We start from the raw sequence: 23,894 nt of genomic DNA, 5'->3' as shown, positions 1-23,894 counted from the left end.
TATTTCAACGGACTGGCAGAGTACTGACTAAAACATGCACATACTGGGCTTGTAAAGGGCAAGCCGGCTTATTTTTTATCAAATGAAGCGTAAACCTCTGTCTTTCAGTCAGAGATATAAGCGACACGACATGAAATGTCGTTTAATTGCTAAAAAACAATATATTAAGCCTAATATAAGCCCATGAAAACACTTAAATTACGCATAAAAAACAGTCACACAAAGGTGCTAGACCAATTGGCATCTGAAGTTAATTTTGTCTGGAACTATGTCAATGATTTGTGTTTCAAACACCTACAGCGCAAACAACAATTCTTTTCAGCATACGATATTGCTAAATACACGAAAGGCGCATCAAAGGAATGTAGTCTTCATAGCCAAACCATTCAGGCTGTAACAGAAGAATTGGTCACTCGCAGAAAACAGTTCAAAAAATTAAAATTGAGATGGCGTGTCAGTAATAAGAAATCAGCAAGAAGATCACTAGGTTGGATACCCTTTAAAAAGGTCGCTATTAAATACGCCGATGGATACGTTCAGTATGGCAAGCATCAATTCAAGCTATGGGATAGTTACGGACTATCGAAATACAGCATTAAAACAGGCTCATTTGTAGAGGATAGTCGTGGACGTTGGTATGTCTGCTTAGTGGTTGATTCACCCAAACAAAACAAACCTACCGCCACAAAAGCCGTGGGCATTGATCTAGGCTTAAAAGATATTGCTACTTGTTCAGATGGTACGATCATTTCCAATCCCAAGTTCTACCATCAATATGAACAGAAATTAGGGATTGCTCAGAGAGCGAGAAATAAAAAGCGTGTCCGTGCATTACACGCCAAGATTGCAAACTGTCGTAAAGACCATTTGCACAAGGCTAGCACCCAGCTGGTGAAAGACAATGCACTGATTGTCGTTGGTGATCTAAGTGCGAACAAACTTGTAAAAACTAAAATGGCGAAATCTGTTTTAGATACAGGATTTTCAACACTCAAAACCATGCTCAAGTATAAATGCGAGAACGCAGGGGTCATGTTTGAGGAAGTCAACGAGAGATTCACAACCCAAACCTGTTCGAGCTGCGGTGCAATCACCGCAAGCAGTCCGAAAGATAGATTTGCGAATAAGAGTATGGGAATGTGAATGCGGAAGTGTAAATCAACGCGATTTAAACTCCGCCAAGAACATACTTGCGCTTGGGCATAAGCGTCTAGCAGTAGGAATCACCCTCCTTTCAGGTGGGTGAGGATGTCAAACCAAATGGAGAATTAAATCTGGGCAGAAACAATCTGGATGGGCGAGTTAAATTCATACACATCGCAGTTGGGACCAGAGCCAATCCGGTCAATCACGGCAAAATCGCTAGGTGCCTCCAGCGTCAGCAGGGGATGATGCCAGGTCCCGGCGCGGTAATTCACGCCTTGTGAACCATCGCTAATAAATGCTTGAAGCTGGCTGATGTCCGGCTCATCTGTATTTAAACCCGGTGCCACCACCACCAAAAACGCTTGCCCCTGCATCGGAATAAAAGCCTGCGAGCCTTGAGGATGGCGCTCCAGCATTGCTACCTGAAACGGTATTTGGGTACTCTGGATATTGCGGAAAATACTAATGCCTGCTTGTGCTTCACCAAGAATTTCCGTCATGGCCAGCGCATGATAACGCTCGGTTTGGGCATGGTTAATATGAAAATAGTCATGTCCCTGACAGCTGATCACTTCACCAAAAGGGGCAAAATTGTCCAGGGTCAATGCTTGAATCTGAATGGTATTTTTCATGTTGTTTGAGGGTTCCAGGGCGGGTATTTTTATGGTCATCATCAACTGGTAGAGATGGAGGTCGCTGTCAGCCTGTGGAGTGGGCCAACAGCGACGCTGGTGTGTTAGTCCACCAGTGTGCCCCAGAGGCGAATCCGGCTAATACCGCCGTCGGGAATCATATTGACCCGGATATGTGAGATTTTGTCGTGCTTTAAAATCTGCTCGATAAAGGAATGCACATGGTCCATCTGCATGGGCTGCGCCTCCAGTAAAAATGGCCAGAACATGCTTTGGGGAATCAGTTGCGGATCGGTGGCATCTTCAATATAGACGGCCTGAATCGACACTTCTGCCGGATAGTTGCCCTTGAAATAGGCGGTGTCGATATCAATTTTTTCAATCTGGCCGGCCTGTCCCAAAGCCAGAATACACCAGTCAAAGCCGGGCGCGCGGCGGCGTTTGGTTTCCCAGCCATCGCCCATATTGATGCCACGACCCGGATTAATCAGATTCCGTGGATGGCCAAAGTGGGCATCGCTATAGGCAATTACCCGACCGCCGTTTTCAAGCGCCAGTAAATCCAGCGTACCCTGATGATCTGTAGCCTGAATTTTCACCTCACCATATACGCGAAAACGTGCGACACCGCCATCGGGGAAAATATTCAGACGCACATGGGTATAGACCGCATCAGAGCTGACTTCAAACAGATGATGCTGGCTGGGTCCCAAAATACTGTTGGCTAAAAGTGGCTGCCATTCGGCCTGCTCCAGATTGCCTTGCGGTGCATAGCAGGCTTCAACACTGGCTGAAGCGGGATAGTTACCGCTAAAAAAGGTGGTATCAATATCCAGTGCCTGAATTGTTCCGGCCACACCTAACTGGACAATGGCCCAGTCATAACCGGCATGGCGTTTGCGGTGGGTTTCCCAGCCGTCCATCCATTTGCCATGATTATCAAATTTATCTTCCACAAATACTGGTGCTGCAAATTGCAGCATACGCTGCGCATCGGCAAAAAAATCATCTGAACATTCAAGAACTTTTGCACCAATACGAGTATCTGCCAGGTTGGTCAGTGTTTGAAGCTGGGGCGGTAGGTCAAATGTTGGTGCAATTAAAGTGGCCATAATTCTCTTCCATTTATTATTCATTCACAGCAGGCACGGCCGTGTATCGAAATCAGGCAGTGGCGCCAGATTGCCAGATTTGGCTTGCACAGCAGGCCTATTAGTGCGGATAGAAGCACAGCCTGTGCCAACTTCTGGCCATACGACCCAGACTAAGCATGAAATGGCACGTTTTTCGCTTCAGCTGTTCAGTTTTGACAGGCAAGCCTTGGGAGGAAAAATGAAAATTACAATTATTGGTGCAGGTATTGGCGGATTAACCACAGGGATTGCACTAAAAAAGTTTGGTCATGAAGTACGTATTTATGAACAGGCCGAGCAGATTCTTCCGGTGGGTGCGGCTATTTCCCTGTGGTCCAATGGGGTGAAATGCCTGAATTACCTCGGGCTAACCGAGCAGGTGGCCCAGCTGGGCGGGCAGATGGACCATCTGGCCTATGTCGATGGCCTGAGCGGTGATGTGATGACCCAGTTCAGCCTGATGCCGTTAATTGAAGAAGTCGGGCAGCGTCCGTATCCGGTATCGCGCGCGGAACTGCAAAATATGCTGATGGATGCATTTGGCCGCGAGCACATCTATTTAGGCAAGAAAATGGTGGCACTCCAGGAAGATGGTTCGCAGGTGACGGTCAGCTTTGCTGATGGCACCCAACTACAAACCGAACTGCTGGTCGGCGCTGATGGTACCCACTCTTTAACCCGCGCCTATGTGCTGGATGAAACCGTTGCGCGCCGTTATGCCGGTTATGTCAACTGGAATGGTCTGGTGGAGGTGTCCGAACAGCTGGCCCCGGCCGACCAGTGGACTACCTTTGTCGGAGAAGGCAAGCGCGCTTCCCTGATGCCGGTGGCCGATCAGCGTTTTTATTTTTTCTTTGATGTGCCGCTAGCGGCCGGACTGGAGAATGACCGCAGCCAGTATAAAACACTGTTAAAACAGTATTTTCAGGGCTGGTGTCCGCAGGTGCAGCAGCTGATAGACTCGATTGATGAACAGCGCACCAATCGCGTGGAAATTCATGATATTGAGCCTTTCGCCAATTTTTATAAAGGCCGGGTGGTGCTAGTGGGAGATGCCGCACATAGCACCACGCCAGATATTGGGCAGGGTGGTTGTCAGGCCATGGAAGATGCTATTTATCTGGCGCGTGCCTTACAAATTAATACCCTGGGTATGCAGGATGCCTTAAGCCGCTACCAGAATAAACGTAATGAGCGCGCCAATGAGCTGGTGCTGCGCGCGCGTAAACGCTGTGATGTTACGCATATGAAAGACCAGCAGGTGACGGAAGCCTGGTATGCCGAACTGCGCCAAGAGCAGGGGCCACATATCATGAAAGGCATTATCAGCAATATAGTCGGTAATCCGCTGGATTAAACTTTCTGTGCAGGATGCTTTTCAAGAAATACAGGTCAATCGACTGGTGTTGAGGCTGGCTGCTCTGATGCTGGATCCAGAATGAGTTGCATCAGCACCAGATCACGCCATTGACCAAATTTTCTTCCAACTTGGGGCATATAGCCGCAATGCTGAAAACCTAATTGCTGATGCAAGGCAATTGAACCGCTATTGTCATGGTCAATGGCGGCCACCATCACATGAACCTGATGTGCCTGTGCATGCTGGATTAAGGCCTGCATCAACTGTTTGCCCAAACCCTGCCGGCTGAATTGACGGTCAATAAACACCGAATGTTCGACTGTATGTTTAAAACCGCTGATGCTGCGGAAGGTGGAATAATCGGCATAGCCGACAATTTGTCCGGTGTCCAGATGTTCGGCTACTAGCAGCGGAAAATTCTGTTTTTGTAATTGCTGGAACCAGTGCTGGAAATGTGCCAGATCAAAGGGCTGTTCATTCCAGGTGTTTACATGCTGTAGCACTTCCGGGTTATAAATCGCCTGAATGGCAGCAAGATCGTGTTCGGTGGCAGGACGAAGATGAAAGCGCATAAGCAGTACATCAGGGTAGGAATGAGCGCATTATCATGCCGCTGCGGGCATAAAAAAAGCAAGACCGGAGTCCTGCTTTTTTAGGTTATGTATACGACTTAGAAATGGTATTTCACCAGTGCGCTGACATCATTCTGGTCTGCGCCTTTTACGCCAAATTTGTTGTTCCATACTGAGTGTTCAATACCCACGTATAAACGTGTTTCTGGAGAAATGTGTTTACCCACATTCCATTTGTACTGAGAAGTCCAGTTGAATTCGCTGGCATGAGTATCTTCAGCTGTTGACCAGTCCAGGAAGGCATCAACCAGGAAGTCTTCATTGCCCAGTTTAAATGGTACAGCATAGGTGATGGTCATTTGATAATCATCATCTGTCGTATCATTATCAGCACGATAGAAGTTGATGTTCGCATATTGGGTATATGGAATATCTAAAGCAAAGCCAACGCCATATAAGAAGTTGTTGAACTCAGGGTTGCCACCGTGCCCTGCGTTGTGCTCCCAAGTTGTTGCGACTAACACGTCTTTCACTGGACCAAATGCCAGATTTTGACCAGTCACTTCGCCTAGGCTTAAACGTGGTGCCAATTCAAAGTAAGTTGAATCGTCATTGTTGCCATCCCATTGCTGGTCAACAAAGAAGAATACATCTGCATATTTCAGTTTAGCTGCGTATTCAGCAGTTAAGGTGGTACGGTCTTCAGTGCCTAACTCGTAGTTTTCACCATAAAGACCAGTCAAGCTAAAGTCTTGCCATACAATAGGACTCGCCTGAGTGAAGGCAGCAGCGGTTGAGAATGCACAAAGTGCAGCAAGTTGCGTAAGTTTCATAACGGTGTCTTCGTCTTCCCCAAAAAGCGTGTCAAGGATACAGGTTATTAAGCAAAAATAAAGCCAAATTTAACTTTTTATTGGCAATTTTCCGACCAAATTTAGCTGCCGCGATAGGTCGAATAGGCAAAAGGACTGATCAATAACGGGATGTGATAATGCTGTGTCGCCTCCTTAATCTGGAAGTAAATCACCACTTTAGGAAAGAAGCTATCTAGGCCTTTTTGCTCAAAATAGGCTGTAGTATAAAACTCCAGGCTGTATGAGCCTTCCGGACAGTCGGCCAAAGCAAAATCGGCGGCCGTGACCCGACCATCGGCATTGGTTTCGGCTTCGGCCAGCAACTGTTGTTGCTGGTTAAACAGCCGGATTTTCACGCCGGCAGCCGGTTGACCCAAATGGGTATCTAAAATATGGGTGCTGATCATGGCTGAAGCTCCTGGCTTAAACGCAGTAAGGCAATGTCTGAAAGTTGCTGCTGCACAATGCGCTGTTCAGTGTCGGCATCATTCAGCAGACGATACTGCAGGGCTTGTAGGATATCTTCGCTGCTCAAGCCAAAGGCTTTAATCAGGAAAATAAATCCGAATTTTTTTTCATAGGCCAGATTACCCTGTAAAAGTGCCTGCTGGGTGTCGCTATTGAGCTGGACGGCGGCTTGTTCCCGGGCAGAAAAGGCCTGCTCCTGTACCGTGAGTTGCTGCTGCGCCTGTTTTTCGCCAATTCGAGGATGGTTTGCTAGTGCGGCCTGAATCTCAGGCCAGCTCCAGTGGCTGGCCTGCTGCCGGGAAAATTCTAAAAGTTGCTCGATACTCTCAAAAGGACGCTGTTGGACAATGGCAGTTGCCCATGCCGGAATGTGTACACATTGCTGCAAGAATTGGTGAATCTCAGCTTCAGGGGCCTGATTAAATTGATCCAGTTGCACAGTAAGGGTCTCATCATTACATTTAATTTTGTTGCTAAAAGTGCAATATCAGTGCCAAATTTCGGTGAAAAGCCAATTTTTTACTGAGACGGCTAAAGCTGCACAAGTCCAGTGCGAGTTTTTCTTTATTTGACGGGTTCTGGTGCGTGATGGCGATACCAATGCGCAGCAATATCACCGCGGCGGCAAATCCAGACCTGTGGATGCGACTGAATATAGTCCAAAAAGCGTTGCAGGGCTTTAAAGCGTCCCGGGCGCCCCAAAAGACGGCAGTGAATACCAATCGAGAGCATTTTAGGTGCAGTTTCTCCTTCGGCATAAAGCACATCAAAAGCATCTTTCAGGTATTGATAAAACTGCTCGCCGCTATTAAAGCCGGCTGCAGCGGCAAACTTCATGTCATTGCTGTCGAGGGTGTAGGGAATAATTAAATGCGGTCGTGACTGGCCTTGGGCATTGGTCAGCGTCTGCCAGAACGGTAAATCATCGCCATAATAATCACAGTCATACTGAATTTGCGGGAATTCGGCCAGTAACTGGCGGGTATTGGGGCTGTCGCGGCCGGTATACCAGCCAATGGGTGCATGACCAAACAGGGTTTCTAAGACACTGATCGCCTGATCCATATGCTGGCGTTCAGTGGCCATGTCCATGCTCTGATAATGTAGCCAGCGTTGCCCATGCGACACCACATCATAGTCGGCCTGCTGAATGGCCTCGACCACATACGGGTTCCGCGCCAGCGCCATACCGACCCCAAAAATGGTCATCGGTAACTGGCGTCGCTGAAATTCCTGATGAATGCGCCAGAAACCGGCCCGCGAGCCATATTCATACATCGAATCCATCGACATATGTCTGGCCGGAAAGCTGGCCGCACCGACAATTTCAGATAAAAACTGTTCAGAACCGGCATCACCATGTTCAATATGATTTTCGCCGCCTTCCTCATAATTCAGCACAAATTGCACTGCAATACGTGCCTGATTCGGCCACTGCGGATGCGGCGGTTGGCCATGATAGCCAATTAAATCACGTGAATAAGGGGCAGAGCGGATTGAGTCAATCAGTGCCTGACCACGCAAGTAAGCAGTTGTCACAACAGGTTATCCTTTTGCTAATTTTTATCAAATATTGCTTGCATATTTTTGAGTTAGGCCCGATATTCAAAGTATAAGGACACGGTTCTGCAGACTCAAAAGTGTTCATCGTTCAATGTGGAGGGTAGCGTCCAAATTAGGTTGAAGATGTTCAATATGCTGGAAAACAGCAAGCGACAAACGTGCCAAGATAAAATAGTTTTGCACAAAAAAGATTCAGAAAACGAAAGAAAGAGAGGATGAGATTATGAATATTGAAATCCGTACAGATAAGAACATCCAAGGTAGCGAACGATTAATTAGTTACGTACGTGCAGAGCTAAGTGATGAATTTAAACGCCATAGTGAGCGTATTACCCATTTTTCCGTACATTTAAGTGATGAAAACGGGGACAAAGGCGGAGATGATGACATCAAATGTATGATTGAAGCACGCCCGGCCGGCTTGAAGCCTGTGGTGGTCAATCATCGTGGTCATAATGTCGATACCGCAATTCATGGCGCCATTGACCGTTTAAAACGTAGTCTGGAGCATGTCTTTGAGAAAAAAGAACATCCGCGTGGTGGACAGCCGGGTCGAGTTGACCTAGATACCGATGTCGACGAATAAGACAGGTATTGGCTGAAAAGCAGAAAAGCCCCAGTATTGGGGCTTTTTTTATAGCAAATTCATGCGACAAGATTACATTTCGCTTAAACAATTTTCACTGAATTGGGCATAATAGAACGAAATTGATTTGATTGAAGAGAGCTCTCTGCATGTTAACGGCACAACAACAACGCTTGGTGCAAGCCATAGAAGAACTAGATCAGGCCCAAGTGCAACAGCTTCTGGCCGCGGGGCTTGATCCGAATTTTATTGATCCTGAAAAAGGCCCGGTAATTTCAGTCTGGTCTGATGGCCTGTTTCAGTGGTGGGAAGCCATTTGCGAGGCCTATGAGGCGGGCCAGCCGCACAATGAAGCACAAAAACAGCAGGATTTGGCCGTCCATATGGAAATTCTGGACGCGTTAATTCAGGCCAAGGTCAATTTGCATTTGTGGGATGCGGAAGAAGTCTATGGCCCGTTATGGGACGCCGCCAGTGCCGCCTGTGCACCTGCGGTAAAGCGCCTGCTTGAAGAAAACGTCGATCCAAACCGTAAAGATGAAGATGGCCTGACCATTTTGTCATCCATCAGTGATTTATTCTTTGATTGCGACTTTGATGAAATTAACTGGGCTGAAGCCTTGCCTGAAGAACAGCAAACCTTAGAACTGCTCCGTGCCCATGGCGCGAAAATGACCAAAGAATTGGCTTAAAATTGAGATAAACACTATGTCAGCATTGAAATTATTGGGTGTGATGGTGGCGACTGCAGTCAGCAGTCAGGTCTTTGCCGCCGAGTTTGCATTTGACCGTCCGGGTGTGGGCATGAGCACCGGAATTACGCCGGTCGGTCAGTTGGCCTGGGAGCAGGCGCTGGCCAATGCGCACTATCAGAAAACCAAAGATGACAATGGTCTGACGCAGGAAATTACTCAGCTGCACGCCGATACCTTACTGCGTACCGGTCTGGCGGATAATCTAGAATTACAGCTGGGCTGGCAGGGTCCGGGCTGGAGCCGGGTAAAAAGTGCTGGCCAGTCGGTTGAAGAAGATGGTCTGGGGGATGTCAGCATTGGTCTGAAACATGCCATTGATTTAGATGATGAAAAACTGTCGATGGCGGTGCTGGCCGAAGCGCAGATTGCCACCGGGAATGACGGTTTTAGTGCCGAAGAGGATATTTACAGCCTCAGCTCGGCAGTGGCCTACGCCTATAATGATTTACTCACCACCTCAATTAGCATGCGTTATGAGTGGCAGGACAGCAATTGGGCCTTGCAGGCAGTGCCGGGGATTCAATATCAGCTCAGCGATAAATGGGCCGGCTTCTCCGAGTTTATTTACCGCAAAGCAGAAAGCCAGAAGGTAGAATATGCCTTGGGTTCAGGTCTGATTTATGCCTTAAATGCACGTACCCAGCTGGATGCCAGTGTCGGTGTTGATTTAAATGGCGCTGATAAAAGTTATCATGCCGGTTTAGGTGTGGCCTTCCTGTTCTAAGTGCGCTCTGGTTATGGCGCTGTAGAAAGCGGGGGAGTAGAGTCTCTCGCTGACTGCTAGAGAGCTGCAACTTATTCTGCTTACGGTCTGTTCACAGGCCGTTTTTATATCTGGTTTAGCAGCAGAATTGCTACAGATCTCGACACAGGCGCTGGCAGATCACGCTATCATGATGGTGATGATCACAGCGGATAAGCGCGAGGCCTGTCCGCCCATTAAACTTTAGCTTTTAAGTCGCTTTGTATAGGCTTTGGCGCCATATCCCTTGATCTCATCAGGTGGCACTGCCCAGCGATCGTGAATATTAAAAACAACAAGAGGAGGATGAGTCATGATGGAACTGTACATTGCCAACAAGAATTACTCCAGCTGGTCCATGCGGCCGTGGCTGGTCCTTACTGCTTTTGAACTGCCGTTTCGTGAAGTGCTGTTACCTTTTCCTAAAGAACGCGGCACGGGCCATTTTAAACAGGATGTACTGGCAATTAACCCGAATGGCAAGGTACCGGTCTTGGTACATGACGGGCTAATGGTCTGGGATTCACTGGCGATTTGTGAATATTTGGCCGAACAGTTTCCGGAGCGCCAGCTATGGCCGGCTGGTCGGGCACAGCGGGCTCGGGCACGCGCTTTGGCTGCTGAAATGCATAGCGGTTTTCAGGCACTGCGTAACCATTGCGGCATGAATATTCGCGCTGATCTGGCAGAAGTCGGACAGACGTTATGGGCTGAGCAACCTGATTTACGTGACGATGTAGCCCGTGTCTGTCAGATCTGGTCTGAGCGTCCGGACCCAGGCGGTTTTCTCTGTGGTGATTTCTCGATTGCTGATGCCTTTTATGCACCGGTGGTCTGGCGTTTGAAAAGCTATGCGCTGCCCGTGAATGAAGACAGCCAGTATTATATGCAGACCATGCTGCAACATCCGGCAATGCAGGCCTGGGAACAGGCCGCGAAACAGGAACAAGACTGGGTCAATTATCTGGAGCCTTATCAGTCTGAACCATCCTCTAGCTAAGTCTTAAGAGGCTGCTGGTTCCAGCGGCTGATACAGCACCACCTGATTACGGCCATAGGCTTTGGCCTGATACAGGGCCTGATCGGCCTGACTGAGCAGCTTTTCATAAGGGGTATTGTGGTGCGATAAGGCAATCCCGAAGCTGGCGGTAAAATGGATGGGCTGGTTATGTTCATCATACAGTTCAATCTGGGTGATGGCCTGCCGGCAGCGCTCGGCCACCTGTTTGGCCTGGTGCGCAGTGGCCTGTTTCAGGACCAGAATAAATTCTTCGCCACCAAAACGGCCCAGCACATCCTGCTCGCGGATATGGCCGGCCAGCACATGACAGACTTGGACCAAGGCTTCATCGCCTTTATGATGGCCATGCTCATCATTAATCTGCTTAAAATGATCCAGATCGACCAGAATCACTGCATAACAGGGTGCCTGTTTGTGGTTCAGTTGTTCCAGACACTGGTTGATACTGCGCCGGTTAAAGGTATTGGTGAGCGGATCGACCTGACTTAAATGTGCAATCAGCGCCTCCCGATAGCGCCACTGACTCAGCAGAATTTCAAACAGCACCAGGCAGGTCAGCAGAATCGGCACAATAAAAAACAGCATCGACAGCACCCAGAAGCCATTTTTATTCCCTTTAGCCGTAAAACCTCGCCCTTCAGGGCGGGGATATAAGGCTGCAATCCGCTAGTCCCCCTTGTGGGGATTAGCTAGGATTGCTAATGCGGTGTTTGCTGTTGTTGGATATATTGTTTAATAATCCCAATGGGAGCACCTCCACACGATGCAGCGAAATAACTAGGCGACCACAAAGCATTCCCCCATAATTTGTTTTTAATTTCAGGGTGTTTAGTTCTTAAAATACGACTAGATGCACCTTTTAGGCTGTTAACCAAGCTAGAAATAGCTACTTTTGGTGGATAGTTCACAAGTAAATGAACATGATCATGCTCACCCTCAAATTCTACCAACTTAGCTTCAAAGTCTAAGCAAATGCGCTTGAATACTTCATTCATAGTTTCGAGCATAGCTTTGGTAAAAACATCTCTACGATATTTAGCCACAAAGACTAAATGAACGTGCATATTAAAAACACAGTGACGACCTGTTCTAATCTCTTGACTATTATCCATAGACCAAATATATTTTAGTGATGAAGACACTTAAATTACGCATAAAAGACAAACATTGCAAGGTGCTAGACCAATTGGCATCTGAAGTTAATTTTGTCTGGAACTATGTCAATGATTTGTGTTTTAAACACTTGCAAAGAAAACAACAATTCTTTTCAGCTTACGATATTGCTAAATACACGAAAGGTACATCAAAAGAGTGCAATTTGCACAGCCAAACCATACAGGCAGTTGCGGAAGAATTAGTTACTCGAAGAAAGCAATTTAAAAAAGCCAAGCTAAAATGGCGTGTCAGTAACAAAAAAAATGCTAGACGTTCTCTCGGTTGGATTCCATTTAAAAAAGTGGCGGTGAAATATGCCGATGGGTATGTCCAATACGGCAAGCATCAATTTAAGCTATGGGACAGTTACGGACTAAGTAAATACAATGTTAAAACAGGCTCGTTTGTCGAGGATAGCCGAGGGCGTTGGTATGTATGTCTTGTGGTTGATTCAATTAAAACAGAGAAAACCACCGCTAAAACCTCAATTGGCATTGATCTAGGACTCAAAGACCTTGCGACTTGCTCAGATGGTGTAAAGTTCAAAGCCCCTAAAATCTATCGTCAATATGAACAAAAACTTGGTATTGCTCAAAGAGCAAGAAATAAAAAACGTGTCAAAGCGATTCATGCCAAGATCAAAAATCTACGTCAAAATATGCTGCATCAATTCAGTCATAAACTGGTGAATGAACATGCAGCCATCTTCGTTGGTAATGTGAATGCCAAAGCATTGGCACAGACAAAATTAGCTAAGTCTGTACTCGATGCAGGTTGGACGACCTTAAGAACCATGCTCAAGTATAAATGCGAGAACGCAGGGGTATGGTATGAAGAAGTCAATGAAGCCTATACCACCCAAACTTGCTCGTGCTGCGGCTCACGCTCCAGTAGTCTGAAAGGTAGAGCAGGACTTGGAATAAGAGAATGGCAGTGTGTGGAGTGCGGTACATTCCACGATAGAGATATAAACTCAGCACTGAATATTCTTGCGCTCGGACATGGGCGTCTCGCAGGAGGAATCTCCGTCCTTTAGGTCGGAGAGGATGTCAAAAGGAAAGTCGGTTAATAAAAATAAAGGTGCATAGGTTAACTGGCTGAAAAAGCTTAAATAACCGCAGCTGACCAGATACAGTGTGGCCGGAATTAAGGCCGAATAGACAATTCTGCGTTCAAACAGCACCAGACCGACCGTGGGTAGACTGATATAGGTCACCATAGTGGCCGGACTCAGCACCCCGACCAGATAGCCATCGCGGCACAGACTGACCACAAAGGTGGCCACCGCAATATAGGGCATATAGCGCCGGGTCCAGTCCTGTTTGCGAAAGTAGTGGCAGATGCCAATCATGCCAATAAACACGAACAGTCCGAATAAATTAATGACCAGCTGCTGTTTTAACAAGGCCAGATTGACCCAGCGCCACAGTTCCGGGGTGAGTAATACCACACTTTTCCAGATGGCCCAGATCACGTGCATCAGGCTGCCCAGAAACAGCATCAGAATACATTTGTTTAACGTGCTCCAGTTCATCACCACTTCTTTTTCGAGTAAATAACGGGTGACTTTGTATTTAAATGTGGGCACAGCACTGTGCGCAATGCGACTTTTCATGCGTGAATCACGACCCCAAAAATGAGCGTCTAAAGTCTCATTTTTATACAATTATTTTAATAAAACCTAACATATCATGATTTTAGAGAATTGGTAATGGCTATTTTTTGTACTTTTCGGGAAAATATCGTTGCATGGGTGCAACAGTGTGTGTTGTTTAAATCACTTATTTCTATTTTAAACTGCAGTAAAATGGCGCTATTGAAAAAATCACAGTTTAGGATTCTCTCCCATGAAAATTTTGCATATCGACTCGAGTATTTTAGGCGACGCTTCTGTATCACGTCAGTTGTCTAAAGCTATTGTGAACCAGCTACAGGCGAAAAATACAGCGGCCCAAGTTGACTATCTGGATCTGGCTGAACAGACCATTCCGCATTTAACCGCTGAAATTTTAATGGGACAAAATGCCGAGCAAAGCGCTTTAGGCGAACAGATTCTGCAACAATATCTAGATGCTGATGTCGTGGTGGTGGGCGCAGCCATGTATAACTTCGGTCTGCCATCGACTTTAAAAGCCTGGATTGACCGGATTAGCGTGGCAGGTCGTACCTTTAAATACACCGAAAATGGCCCGGTCGGTCTGGCAGGTGACAAGAAAGTGTATATCGCCAGCAGCCGCGGTGGTGTCTATGGCGAACAAAGCCCGGTTGATTTCCAGGAAGCATTCCTGAAAACCGTGTTTAACTTTACCGGTGTCAGTGATATTGAAGTAGTACGTGCTGAAGGGGTTAGCATGAGCGATATTAAAGATCAGGCGATTACTACGGCATTAGACCAGATTGCCAAAATCTAAGCTTTACGGCGCTGCATTAATCACAAAAAAGGTCAGTTTCTACTGACCTTTTTTTATGGCGTTTTAATCTTGGTCCTGCTGATGGGCAAATTCGGCTAAATCGGCCAGCGCCATTTTGGCTTCATCAAACCACGGTGAGAACATAATAAAGTTATGCCACATACCGGTATACAGTTTAAAACTGACCTTCACGCCCGCCTGTTCGGCCTTGTCACGAAAACGCTGCGCATCATCCAGCAGCAGTTCTTTAGAACCCACCTGCACCAAGGTTGGTGGTAAATCGGTTAAATCATCAAATAGCGGCGAAACACGCGGATCACCACGATCGACCGACGGTGGCACATAGTATTGAATCCCGGTTTCCAGAGTTTCAATCGACAATAAGGCATCGTGTTTGCGGTTATAACGAATTGATTCACTGGTCAGGGTTAAATCCAAAAATGGTGAAAGCAGCATGAGGCCGCTGACTTGCGGTAACTGTTCATCACGGATTTTTAAGGCTAAGGCCAGCGCCAGATTGGCGCCGCAGGAATCTCCTGCCAGCAAAATATCTTTGGCCTGTACGCCCTGATCCAGCAGGGTCTGATAGACATCAAAAATTGCTTCTAAGGCTTCCGGGAATGGATTTTCAGGCGCCAGCGGATAATCGATATGAATCACCTGCATCTGGGTGCGGGCGGCCAGTTCAGTCAGAAATGGGCGATGGGTATTTAAAGACCCTAAATAAAAGGCGCCACCGTGAATATAGAAAATCAGCTGGGTGGCTTCATCTTGTGGCTTGATTTCTTCGGCTTTCAGGCCAGCCAGACGTAAAGCGCGGACTTCGACAGTTTTATTGGTCGGAAACAGCCGGCACATCTGTTCGAGGGCGAAACGCAGCGGATTATGCGGTAAATTATATTGGCTTGGCAGGCGGATGGTGGTTTTTAAAAAGCCTTCTGTGAAAATTTGTTTCAATAACGGGTTGATCTTCATTGTTCTTCCATCTTGTTCTTGATTTTGGCCTGTGCTTGCGTATTTACCAACACAATTTACAAGGTTACACTAAATGGTCACATTCAAAAATTGCAAATTTGTAGTGACTTTTTAATACTAAGGCTGTCTAACACTAGACTAGGGAATCAAAAAAAATGAAAAAAATTGCACTGGCATTAGGATTAATGGGTTTAACAGCTTTGGCGAATGCTGCTGATCCGCTAAATGGTACTGTCTGGAAAACAATTGATGACAAAACCAAGCAAGCAAAAGCAACCGTCAAATTTACCGAGCAGAAAAATGGCACGTTAACTGCAACAATTCAGTCCATTTTAACGCCGGGTGAAGAAAATGCCTGTACAAAATGTGAAGGACCTTACAAAAACAAATCCTTGAAAGGTTTAACCATTGTACGTGGTTTAAAGAATTCGGGTGGTACCAACTATGACAGCGGTTCAATTCTGGATCCGCAATCAGGTAAAACCTACAAGTTAAAAGGTCAACTGGCTGATGGCGGGCAGAAATTACAATTGCGTGGCTATATTGGCGTAGCAGCGCTGGGGCGTAACCAGACCTGGGTTCGTGTGAAATAAGCCAGCCAATAGAAACGGATTAAACCAGAAAGCCTGATGCAGATGCATCAGGCTTTTTGATTTTAAGCGGATAAATCAAAAGCGGATAAAAGAACTTATCCGTTTAAGGCGCGATAGGCGGTTTCATCAAAACCAACAATAAAGCCGTCTGCAGTGGCCAGCACAGGACGTTTGATCAGGCTGTTGTGAGTGCGTAAGGCTTCAATTAAATCTGCTTCGCTAGACAGGGCTTGTGCCTGTTCCGCTTCCGACAGCTTGCGCCAGGTGGTGCCTTTTTTATTCAGAATTTTGTCCTGACCTTCGGCATCCAGCCAATGTTTTAGCGTTTCTGCATCAATACCCTGTTTTTTATAATCATGAAATTCATAAGCCAGGCCCAGTTCATTGAGCAGATCAAAGGCTTTTTTCATGGAGTTGCAGTTTTTAATACCATAAATTTTAAGCATAAAGCGGATTCCAGCAAGAAACACAATGCTCAAGAGATTAACCAAAAAATTGGTTTTGCACTATAGCGGGTATAAATATTGAGTTCATGGTTCTGAAATTAAACCGTCATTAAAATGCAACGCTACCGCGCCATAATAGTGGCAGAAAAACAAGACAGCACTTGATAAGAATTATTCGTGCTAAGAAAAAAACGAAAAGCAAATAGCCAATATAAAAAATAAAAGCCCAGATGTAGAAAACCCGCATTTAATCATCCTGATTATGCGGGTCTCACTACAACGTCCGATGTCACATCCTTGAAACAAAGACCATCATGGCTTTGTTTATTTGCATCCTACGGCTTCCTGTCCCTTTGCTGTCATCCTGACACTGTCCCTTTGCCGTGCTGCAATAATGCGCCGATTTAAAAAGCAGATAAAGGTCTGAATGACGACAAAATATGTCGGAAATAAACCTCTATTGAGTGAACAATTGTTCACTCAATAGGAAGGTTTTTAGTTGAGTTTATAATCAATAATCACCGGGGCGTGGTCGCTATACCATTCCTCTTTGTAGACCCAGGCATTGACGGTACGTGCTTTCCAGTCCGGTGAGCAGGCATGATAGTCAATCCGCCAGCCAACGTTCTTGGCACGCGCTTGGCCACGGTTCGACCACCAGGAATACAGTTCGGCTTCTTTGCGCACTTCACGGAAGGTGTCGACATAGCCCAGATCATCATAGATATGATCGAGCCAGGCACGTTCATGCGGTAAACAGCCGGAAGATTTCTGGTTGCCTGACCAGTTTTTAATATCAATACGTTTATGCACGATATTGTAGTCGCCGCAGACAATGATCGATTTATTTTCATCGCGCCATTGTTTCAGGATTTTTGTATATTCTTCGAGGAAGTGGTCTTTACGGGCTTGTGCTTCTTCACCCGATGAACCCGATGGCAGATACAGTGAGCAGATATGCACCGGATAACCCAGCCCTAAATCAAATTCTGCCGTGACAAAACGGCCTTGGGAGTCGGCCAGTTCAAAGCCTAAACCATCCTGAATAGACACAAATGGCAGGCGGCTGTAAATGGCGGTGCCGGCATAGCCCGGACGTTCAGCTGCGAACAGATGGGTATACCAGCCTTCCGGTTTGAATTTATCAGTCCACTGCGCATGGGTCAGACGGCTTTCCTGAATGCAGATGACATCAGCCTCTGATTTTTCCATCCACTCCAGCAGGCCTTTACTGACCGAAGAACGCAGGCCATTGACGTTAATTGAAACCACACGAAGAATTTTTTGATCACTCGGATAGCTACTCTTTGGTATCATGCGCAGGTCTTACCTCAATTTATGAATTTTGGAGCACCTCATGTCAACGCAAGCGACATTTAACCCTCAAGCTTTTATCGAACTCGCATTATCACGTGGTGTGCTTAAATTTGGTGAGTTTACTTTAAAATCGGGTCGCGTGAGTCCTTATTTTTTTAATGCCGGTTTATTAAATGATGGCGAAGCCTTGTCATTACTGGCGTCAGGCTATGCAGCCAAGTTAACAGAATGTGAAAATGTTGATGTGATTTTTGGCCCAGCCTATAAAGGCATTCCATTTGTGGCGGCAACGGCGGTGGCTTTATCGCAAAATCATAGCGTGAGTGTGCCTTGGGGCTTTAACCGTAAAGAAGCCAAAGATCATGGTGAAGGTGGCGTATTGGTCGGTGCATCGGTTGAAGGTAAAAAAGTCTGGATTATTGATGATGTGATTACCGCAGGTACAGCAATTCGTGAAGTGGTGACCATTTTAAAAAATGCGGGTGCCACAATTGCCGGTGTACTGGTCGCGCTAGATCGTCAGGAAAAAGGGCAGGGTGATTTGTCTGCGATTCAGGAAGTTCAAAAAGAGCTAGAAATTCCGGTACATGCCTTAATTACCATGAAAGATTTGATGAATTATCTAGATGCCAAAGGTGAAAAAGAGGCTTTGGTGAAGATGGAAGCCTATCGTGTGAAGTATGGGATCTAAGTGCTTGTCAGTTTTATTGAATGATCGTTGGAATGTTGATCTAACTCAGCGTGGAATGTGATCAATCTATAAAAAGCTCAACTCAGCTGAGTTGAGCTTTTTTTATATAATAACTATATGATTTATATAAAATAAAAATATGATTTCGTATGAGGCGTATTATGCTAATTTGAGATAGACTTAAACTTCTTAATACGATGGAACCGTTTAAAACCTATTTGCTTTTGGATTTAGATAGAGCTTATGAATCAGAATGATATGAATAGCCACCAAAATTCTAGACACACATAATCATCTTTTGATGGGCCTTTTCATAATCTAATGGAGAACGCTGACCATTGGAACCATGTCTGCGTTTTGAATTGTAGAACATCTCAATATATTCAAAGATATCCGACCTTGCTTCAGTCCTGGTCGCATAGATTTTCTTTTTAATTCGTTCCCGCTTTAATAGCTGGAAGAAGCTTTCTGCAACAGCATTGTCATGGCATGAGCAGTGTACTGCGCAAGTCGACGACTCATACTACTTTCAAGATTATGATGCTTGAGAAATGTCTGCCATTCATGACTGGTGTATTGGCTGCCTTGGTCAGAATGGATTAGGACTTTGTTCTTTGGGTTTCTTCGCCACAAAGCCATCAATAACGCATCTAAAACCAGATCTGCCGTGATTCTGGATTTCATAGACCAGCCAACAACAAGACGTGAAAACAGGTCAATCACAACTGCGAGATATAGCCACCCTTCATGAGTGCGGATATAAGGGTGAGTAGACCAAGGGAATCTCACCCTTAGCCCCTCGCAGAACCGGACGTGAACCTCTCAGCTCATCCGGCTCCCATTATCCAACCGATGGTAAACATCCCATTTTCCAGTGCACAAAGGCATTTGGAAAATCACGCGCAAGTCGCCCTATCAACGGCAAACTTAAATATTTTCGGATATTAACAGAACGCTATAGAAATAGACGGAAACGATTTGGTCTAAGAATGAATTTAATTGTTGGAATGGTGAATTGGATGCTCTTGAATTAACTTTCGCAAGAGATCTATTGGTGAAGTTTATTTATTCATTTTGAAAAAAAGCGAGAATTTATATCCTCGCTTTTTGAATTTGCATAAGATGTATTATTTTAATTGTAAAAAATTTTTAATCAATTTCATACTCTGATGGATCTATCTTATACTTTTTAAAAAGTGCCGAACGTACAGAATCATTTATAGTCTCATCATTTTTAATAATCAAATATATATCTTTCTGGATTAAAGCTACACTTTTAGCCATGTTTAATAAGTCTTTAGATCTTATGGCTGAAAGCTCACTAGGTTGCTTTAAAATTTCAGGATCTTGTTCTTCAAAATTAAAATCAACCCCCTGTAAATTGAAGTAAACTTTTACTCTTTGATTTAAAGAGTCACTATCATCATATAGTACTGTTCCCTCTGGAAGAATCGAATATTCTGGTAATGTAGAGTTCTGGGAATATTTACCTTCAAATGAATAAATCTTTAAAGGTCTTTCTAATATATGAATTTTTGGCACTTCTGTTCCTCGCCATAGATATATATTCAATAAAAGTTGAATGAGAAAAAGTAAAGATAATATTATGATTATTAATTTTCTTTTCATTTCAACTACCTATTAATACGATAAGTGTTTTTTATGTTAACTTTTACATCTGGAGACTCTTTTAAGTAATCATTCAAATTATCTGGTAAAAATAAATAGTTAGGCATTTCATATTTACTAGCCTTAAAAGCAAGTTTAGCCGTAGTAGGTAAGACTTTATCAGAGTTAACAAATCTATGACCTGATTTAGCCATACTTGGTATGGCCTTTTTTGTTGCATCTAAACTTTGGGTAGTACAGTTAGGTCCTAAAGCAAAGTAATCTTGATTAAGCTTATATCGTTTATAATGTGTAGTATTTTGGACAGATAAAGATGATTTAATTAAATTATTATAATAATTAATAACTAAATTAGCCTGACTATCAAAAATTTTATAGCCATAGGCATAAGTTGTTCTAGAACGTCCGCTATTCGCCCCTTGCCTATTTTCTTCCTCAATATATGCTGAAAAACTACTCCAAACTTTTAAGATACCTTCGCCACGAGGACTACTAGCTCCAGATAGAGTAAAAGGACCAAAAGTCTCAGGTTTAATGCGACCATAACGACCAAAATCGTAAATATACTCTTTCCCTTGTACTTTAATATATACAGCAGTATGTCCATAAGGAGATTCCTTTTCTCCTGTACCATAAGCACTTCCTACCAACAGATGTAATTCAGCCTCAGGTTTTAAAGAAACTTGTTGAGTTGGTGAGTTTGAACTTTTTGTTGTATTACTTGTTGTTGTTGTCGTCACATTAACTCTCTTCTTGATCAAACCATTTTACTTCTAGTTCATCAGTTTCAGGAGACTTAATTGTATGTGTCATCCCTTCATTATCTGTAAACCCATAGGTCTTAATGCCTGTTCTTTTATTCAAAATTGAATAAGGAATATTTATTAAAATTTCATTATTTTCGGAATTAATTGCCTGAAAATTTCGATGTTCTGTTTTAATTCTTATATCAGGCAAAACTGTTCTAGCAATGTCAACTTTTGTTCCATTTTTAAAAAGATGTTGTCCTGCTTTGGCTTCAAACTTTGCAGGAGTTATAATTTTAATACCATCTTTATTAATGATAATCTGAGAACCACCAGCCATAGGTTTACCTATTCTTTATCAATTGTAAAAATTCAATTAAAATTGGAAAATATAAACATTTCAAAACCTTGGGTGTAAACATGACTTTCATTGTAGCCATACAATTAAATGATAGCATCATTGTCACCACAGACAATAAAAAAATTGTTTTAAAAGAATCTGGTGAAATTCAATTTAATACTAAAAAAAGTCAAAAAATCTACTCATGGGACAAAGGTATTATCACGGGTATAGGTGAAAGTTATGTCATTAGCCGATCTATTGAACTATTTAAGACATTAGCTCACTCAGACATCAACAAACTTCCTCAATGCCTCGATATTTCTAGACAAATAAGAGAATTCGAAGTAGGAACTGACTATTTTCAGATTGAAAATACTAAACTACTTTGTTCCAGTTATAGCGAATATGGCGCACAGCTCTATACAATACAACGCTTTGAACCCTCACAACCGTATGAAGTCACCGTGATTTCCCCTATGGATATTAGAGTTTGGTTGTTTCATCCTAATATTGAAGCCATATCTAATGACTTACAAAACCTCTATGCTGATCTAAAAGATTACAGCACCTTTACCGATAAAGCTGAATGGATTAATTACTATCTCAACCACCTTGCACCGATGTATCAAAAGCAGAGCAAACAAGACCCACTGATGAGTAAAAGGTTTGATTTCTTTTTTCAGGCGAAGAATGAGTATGTGTTTGGGCATGTTCCCAATACCCAAGAAACAGCTTTGAATTTTCAAGAAATATCCACTAATTTTGGAGCTATTTAAAATAAACTGTTATACGAAATTGACAATATGTACAGAATTCTGTGCATTTATATTGTAAAGTTTCAATCCCTACCGCTGAGGTAGTCTAGCTAGCAGCGTTTTGACGCAGCTTACCCTATGAGGGATAGATATATACAATGTATTTACATATGTGGATGCACGTAACAATTTAAAATCTGTTTTAGATAAAGTCTTGATGATGTAGACGTTGCTCTTATTACAAGAAAAGAAGGTGATCATACTGTAGTAATGGGGCAAAATCATTACGATAGCCTAATGGAAACGTTATATCTGCTTTCATCTCCAAATAATGCCAGTCGCTTAAATGAATCAATTGCTCACTTACGTGCAGGGAAAAACCAAACAAAGAGAGTTGATTGAGGATGACGAATCGTAACGTCGAATGGACTGATAATGTCTGGGATAAATATATCTATTGGCAAACACAGGATAAAAAGATAATTAAGCGTATCAATACTTTAATCAAAGAATGTCAAAGGACACCTTTTGAAGGCACAGGAAAACCAGAATCTTTAAAAGCGAATCTTTCAGGATTTTGGAGCCGTAGAATTGATGAAAAGCATAGATTGGTTTATGAAGTGACAGATGAACGAATCTCTATTATTCAATGTCAATTCCATTATTAGCAATATCCCCTATTTTTAGGGGATTATTTTTTGATTTAATATCTTACACGAAACCTACTCCAATCCCTCCTCACACTTCTTACACTCTAGCATCACCCCTAATTTTTCTTTGCGTCCTTGCTCCGTCATCACCCAGGGCCGGTTCTGCCATGGCGGATTATGGCGCACGTGCTGGCCATGACCACAGGCCAGCTCTGCGACCCAATGATTTTCTTCATCTAAATGATATCCCACAATTGGCTGTTGCATGGGCAGCTTCCTGAAATCAGCAAATACAGTGCTGCAAAGCTTTACTCAAATTCAGAAAAACAGGCAGCGAATCTCCGTTATACTCCACATCATAGCAATTTTAAAAGAGCAGTCATTATGCGCGTACTTGTGGTGATGGACCCGATTGAAACGGTGAACCTGAAAAAAGATTCCACCATGGCCATGCTGTGGGCCGCGGCACGTCGGGGTCATGAACTCGGTTATGCACTACAACAAGATTTATATATTGATCAGGGCAAGGCTTTCGGTCTAATCAGCCCGTTAAAAGTCTTTGAAGATTACAACCATTATTATGAGCTGGGCGAAAAACAAAAAGAATCCATCGCAGCCTATGATGTGGTGCTGATGCGTAAAGACCCGCCATTTGATATGAACTTTGTCTATAGCACCTATATTCTGGAACAGGCAGAGCGCGAAGGAGCGTGGATTATTAACAAGCCGCAAAGCCTGCGTGACTGTAATGAAAAACTGTTTGCGACCCAGTTCCCGGAGCTGCAGGTGCCGACTTTGGTGACCTCTCAGCAAAGCCTGATTCGTGAATTTATTCAGCAACATGGCGATGTGATTGTGAAACCGCTCGATGGGATGGGCGGCATGGGCATTTTCCGTCTGTATCAGAATGGTGTGAATATTGGCTCTACCATTGAAATTCTGACCAATAACGGCACCCAGCCAATTATGGCGCAGCGTTATATCCCGGAAATTGTAGAAGGGGATAAACGCATTTTAATGGTCAATGGCGAGCCAATTCCGTATTGTCTGGCACGTATTCCGCAAAACGGCGAAGTGCGTGGCAACCTGGCCGCTGGTGGTCTGGGTGAAGCACGTCCATTGACCGACAATGACAAGGCAATTGCTGCCAAAGTCGGGCCATTTTTACGTGAAAAAGGTCTGGTATTTGTCGGTCTGGATGTGATTGGTAACTATGTCACTGAAATTAACGTGACCAGTCCAACCTGTATCCGTGAAATTGATGCCCAGTTCGGCACCTCAATTGCCGATACCCTGTTTGATGTACTGGAAGCCGGTCGTTAATCTATCTTTCAAAAGAGTCACCTTGGGT

General features: G+C 44.3%; 28 protein-coding genes and 5 pseudogenes. 14 read left to right on the top strand and 19 right to left on the bottom strand.

Annotated elements, in window-relative coordinates; all coding sequences use genetic code 11:
- Positions 1 to 183: 183 nt before the first annotated feature.
- Positions 184 to 1,246: pseudogene (locus VF685_RS08890) on the top strand (RNA-guided endonuclease InsQ/TnpB family protein).
- A gap of 22 nt (positions 1,247 to 1,268) precedes the next feature.
- On the opposite strand, the gene VF685_RS08885 reads toward VF685_RS08890, so the two are convergent.
- On the bottom strand, positions 1,269 to 1,778 hold the full coding sequence (locus VF685_RS08885) for an ureidoglycolate lyase (RefSeq protein WP_016658722.1): 510 nt from the start codon (positions 1,776 to 1,778) through the stop codon (positions 1,269 to 1,271).
- A 104-nt stretch (positions 1,779 to 1,882) separates the two neighbouring features.
- A complete protein-coding gene (gene alc, locus VF685_RS08880; protein WP_286385500.1) occupies positions 1,883 to 2,890 on the bottom strand; it encodes an allantoicase in 1,008 nt (335 codons plus the stop codon).
- Between the two features lie 220 nt (positions 2,891 to 3,110).
- Here alc and hpxO point away from each other — a divergent pair, with 220 nt between their 5' ends.
- Positions 3,111 to 4,268 (top strand): FAD-dependent urate hydroxylase HpxO, encoded by a 1,158-nt coding sequence (gene hpxO / locus VF685_RS08875; protein WP_152342577.1) that lies wholly within the window; start codon positions 3,111 to 3,113, stop codon positions 4,266 to 4,268.
- Positions 4,269 to 4,303: 35 nt separating this feature from the next.
- On the opposite strand, the gene VF685_RS08870 is transcribed toward hpxO, so the two are convergent.
- From VF685_RS08870 to puuE, 5 genes are all read right to left on the bottom strand, one after another.
- A complete protein-coding gene (locus VF685_RS08870; RefSeq protein WP_152342576.1) occupies positions 4,304 to 4,843 on the bottom strand; it encodes a GNAT family N-acetyltransferase in 540 nt (179 codons plus the stop codon).
- Between the two features lie 98 nt (positions 4,844 to 4,941).
- Positions 4,942 to 5,676: an outer membrane protein OmpK gene (locus VF685_RS08865; RefSeq protein WP_286385499.1), complete on the bottom strand. Its 735-nt coding sequence runs from the start codon at positions 5,674 to 5,676 to the stop codon at positions 4,942 to 4,944.
- A gap of 101 nt (positions 5,677 to 5,777) precedes the next feature.
- Positions 5,778 to 6,104 carry a hydroxyisourate hydrolase gene (gene uraH, locus VF685_RS08860; protein WP_075175533.1) on the bottom strand — a complete coding sequence of 109 codons (327 nt, stop codon included), beginning with the start codon at positions 6,102 to 6,104 and terminating at the stop codon, positions 5,778 to 5,780.
- Positions 6,101 to 6,604 carry a 2-oxo-4-hydroxy-4-carboxy-5-ureidoimidazoline decarboxylase gene (uraD, locus tag VF685_RS08855; RefSeq protein WP_152342575.1) on the bottom strand — a complete coding sequence of 168 codons (504 nt, stop codon included), beginning with the start codon at positions 6,602 to 6,604 and terminating at the stop codon, positions 6,101 to 6,103. The genes uraH and uraD overlap by 4 nt, the downstream gene beginning before the upstream one ends.
- A gap of 125 nt (positions 6,605 to 6,729) precedes the next feature.
- On the bottom strand, positions 6,730 to 7,704 hold the full coding sequence (puuE, locus tag VF685_RS08850) for an allantoinase PuuE (protein WP_075168216.1): 975 nt from the start codon (positions 7,702 to 7,704) through the stop codon (positions 6,730 to 6,732).
- A gap of 247 nt (positions 7,705 to 7,951) precedes the next feature.
- Here puuE and VF685_RS08845 point away from each other — a divergent pair, with 247 nt between their 5' ends.
- From VF685_RS08845 to VF685_RS08830, 4 genes are all read left to right on the top strand, one after another.
- Positions 7,952 to 8,314 (top strand): HPF/RaiA family ribosome-associated protein, encoded by a 363-nt coding sequence (locus VF685_RS08845; RefSeq protein WP_005180845.1) that lies wholly within the window; start codon positions 7,952 to 7,954, stop codon positions 8,312 to 8,314.
- A gap of 149 nt (positions 8,315 to 8,463) precedes the next feature.
- Entirely contained in the window at positions 8,464 to 9,006 is a 543-nt protein-coding gene (locus tag VF685_RS08840; protein WP_005180844.1) for a hypothetical protein, read from the top strand.
- 16 nt (positions 9,007 to 9,022) lie between these two features.
- On the top strand, positions 9,023 to 9,793 hold the full coding sequence (locus VF685_RS08835; protein WP_104471935.1) for a transporter: 771 nt from the start codon (positions 9,023 to 9,025) through the stop codon (positions 9,791 to 9,793).
- Between the two features lie 331 nt (positions 9,794 to 10,124).
- Entirely contained in the window at positions 10,125 to 10,811 is a 687-nt protein-coding gene (locus VF685_RS08830) for a glutathione S-transferase family protein (RefSeq protein WP_005180842.1), read from the top strand.
- 3 nt (positions 10,812 to 10,814) lie between these two features.
- Here the strand turns inward: VF685_RS08830 and VF685_RS08825 are convergent.
- Positions 10,815 to 11,438 (bottom strand): annotated as a pseudogene (locus tag VF685_RS08825) (GGDEF domain-containing protein); the annotation flags it as partial.
- Positions 11,439 to 11,530: 92 nt separating this feature from the next.
- Positions 11,531 to 11,944 (bottom strand): IS200/IS605 family transposase, encoded by a 414-nt coding sequence (tnpA, locus tag VF685_RS08820; protein WP_104490858.1) that lies wholly within the window; start codon positions 11,942 to 11,944, stop codon positions 11,531 to 11,533.
- A 20-nt stretch (positions 11,945 to 11,964) separates the two neighbouring features.
- On the opposite strand from tnpA, the gene VF685_RS08815 reads away from it, so the two are divergent.
- Entirely contained in the window at positions 11,965 to 13,023 is a 1,059-nt protein-coding gene (locus VF685_RS08815; protein WP_034586922.1) for an RNA-guided endonuclease InsQ/TnpB family protein, read from the top strand.
- Here the strand turns inward: VF685_RS08815 and VF685_RS08810 are convergent.
- Complete coding sequence (locus tag VF685_RS08810; RefSeq protein WP_216075207.1) at positions 12,961 to 13,602, bottom strand: hypothetical protein; 642 nt, start codon at positions 13,600 to 13,602, stop codon at positions 12,961 to 12,963. The two genes, VF685_RS08815 and VF685_RS08810, sit on opposite strands and share 63 nt — an antisense overlap.
- Before the next feature lie 232 nt (positions 13,603 to 13,834).
- Between VF685_RS08810 and VF685_RS08805 the strand changes: the two genes are divergently transcribed.
- Positions 13,835 to 14,398 carry an FMN-dependent NADH-azoreductase gene (locus tag VF685_RS08805; RefSeq protein WP_005180838.1) on the top strand — a complete coding sequence of 188 codons (564 nt, stop codon included), beginning with the start codon at positions 13,835 to 13,837 and terminating at the stop codon, positions 14,396 to 14,398.
- A 63-nt stretch (positions 14,399 to 14,461) separates the two neighbouring features.
- Here VF685_RS08805 and VF685_RS08800 read toward each other — a convergent pair whose 3' ends face one another.
- Positions 14,462 to 15,373 (bottom strand): alpha/beta hydrolase, encoded by a 912-nt coding sequence (locus VF685_RS08800; RefSeq protein ID WP_104513183.1) that lies wholly within the window; start codon positions 15,371 to 15,373, stop codon positions 14,462 to 14,464.
- Positions 15,374 to 15,528: 155 nt separating this feature from the next.
- On the opposite strand from VF685_RS08800, the gene VF685_RS08795 reads away from it, so the two are divergent.
- Positions 15,529 to 15,966, top strand: coding sequence for a DUF2147 domain-containing protein (locus VF685_RS08795; protein ID WP_005180835.1), 438 nt, complete (start codon positions 15,529 to 15,531; stop codon positions 15,964 to 15,966).
- A 95-nt stretch (positions 15,967 to 16,061) separates the two neighbouring features.
- Here the strand turns inward: VF685_RS08795 and VF685_RS08790 are convergent, their stop codons facing one another.
- Both VF685_RS08790 and VF685_RS08785 read right to left on the bottom strand, forming a co-directional pair.
- A complete protein-coding gene (locus tag VF685_RS08790) occupies positions 16,062 to 16,412 on the bottom strand; it encodes a Spx/MgsR family RNA polymerase-binding regulatory protein (RefSeq protein WP_016658732.1) in 351 nt (116 codons plus the stop codon).
- A gap of 495 nt (positions 16,413 to 16,907) precedes the next feature.
- Positions 16,908 to 17,729 carry an exodeoxyribonuclease III gene (locus VF685_RS08785; protein WP_016658733.1) on the bottom strand — a complete coding sequence of 274 codons (822 nt, stop codon included), beginning with the start codon at positions 17,727 to 17,729 and terminating at the stop codon, positions 16,908 to 16,910.
- 40 nt (positions 17,730 to 17,769) lie between these two features.
- On the opposite strand from VF685_RS08785, the gene pyrE reads away from it, so the two are divergent.
- Complete coding sequence (pyrE, locus tag VF685_RS08780) at positions 17,770 to 18,420, top strand: orotate phosphoribosyltransferase (RefSeq protein WP_127800383.1); 651 nt, start codon at positions 17,770 to 17,772, stop codon at positions 18,418 to 18,420.
- A gap of 277 nt (positions 18,421 to 18,697) precedes the next feature.
- Here pyrE and VF685_RS08775 read toward each other — a convergent pair.
- From VF685_RS08775 to VF685_RS08755, 5 genes and pseudogenes are all read right to left on the bottom strand, one after another.
- Positions 18,698 to 19,182: pseudogene (locus VF685_RS08775) on the bottom strand (IS3 family transposase); the annotation flags it as partial.
- A gap of 79 nt (positions 19,183 to 19,261) precedes the next feature.
- Positions 19,262 to 19,336: pseudogene (locus VF685_RS08770) on the bottom strand (reverse transcriptase); the annotation flags it as partial.
- 233 nt (positions 19,337 to 19,569) lie between these two features.
- On the bottom strand, positions 19,570 to 20,049 hold the full coding sequence (locus VF685_RS08765) for a hypothetical protein (protein WP_034598040.1): 480 nt from the start codon (positions 20,047 to 20,049) through the stop codon (positions 19,570 to 19,572).
- Between the two features lie 5 nt (positions 20,050 to 20,054).
- Positions 20,055 to 20,789 (bottom strand): hypothetical protein, encoded by a 735-nt coding sequence (locus VF685_RS08760; protein WP_152342572.1) that lies wholly within the window; start codon positions 20,787 to 20,789, stop codon positions 20,055 to 20,057.
- A 1-nt stretch (position 20,790) separates the two neighbouring features.
- Positions 20,791 to 21,135 carry a hypothetical protein gene (locus tag VF685_RS08755; protein WP_005180824.1) on the bottom strand — a complete coding sequence of 115 codons (345 nt, stop codon included), beginning with the start codon at positions 21,133 to 21,135 and terminating at the stop codon, positions 20,791 to 20,793.
- Positions 21,136 to 21,215: 80 nt separating this feature from the next.
- Here VF685_RS08755 and VF685_RS08750 point away from each other — a divergent pair, with 80 nt between their 5' ends.
- The 3 genes and pseudogenes from VF685_RS08750 (at position 21,216) to VF685_RS08740 (ending at position 22,561) form a co-directional block, all read left to right on the top strand.
- Entirely contained in the window at positions 21,216 to 21,914 is a 699-nt protein-coding gene (locus tag VF685_RS08750) for a hypothetical protein (protein ID WP_440203608.1), read from the top strand.
- Between the two features lie 130 nt (positions 21,915 to 22,044).
- Positions 22,045 to 22,311 (top strand): annotated as a pseudogene (locus tag VF685_RS08745) (type II toxin-antitoxin system Phd/YefM family antitoxin).
- Positions 22,298 to 22,561, top strand: coding sequence for a Txe/YoeB family addiction module toxin (locus VF685_RS08740; protein WP_005180821.1), 264 nt, complete (start codon positions 22,298 to 22,300; stop codon positions 22,559 to 22,561). Before VF685_RS08745 ends, VF685_RS08740 begins: the two are co-directional and overlap by 14 nt.
- A 54-nt stretch (positions 22,562 to 22,615) precedes the next feature.
- Here the strand turns inward: VF685_RS08740 and VF685_RS08735 are convergent, their stop codons facing one another.
- Positions 22,616 to 22,810, bottom strand: a complete 195-nt coding sequence (locus tag VF685_RS08735; RefSeq protein ID WP_005180819.1) for a DUF3565 domain-containing protein — start codon at positions 22,808 to 22,810, stop codon at positions 22,616 to 22,618.
- Positions 22,811 to 22,927: 117 nt separating this feature from the next.
- Here VF685_RS08735 and gshB point away from each other — a divergent pair, with 117 nt between their 5' ends.
- On the top strand, positions 22,928 to 23,866 hold the full coding sequence (gene gshB / locus VF685_RS08730) for a glutathione synthase (protein WP_104513186.1): 939 nt from the start codon (positions 22,928 to 22,930) through the stop codon (positions 23,864 to 23,866).
- Positions 23,867 to 23,894 lie beyond the last annotated feature (28 nt).

Source organism: Acinetobacter sp. Brlt_5 (assembly GCF_051949055.1).
Classification (GTDB): Bacteria; Pseudomonadota; Gammaproteobacteria; order Pseudomonadales; family Moraxellaceae; genus Acinetobacter; species Acinetobacter indicus.
This window is presented reverse-complemented; position numbering and strand designations above follow the sequence as displayed.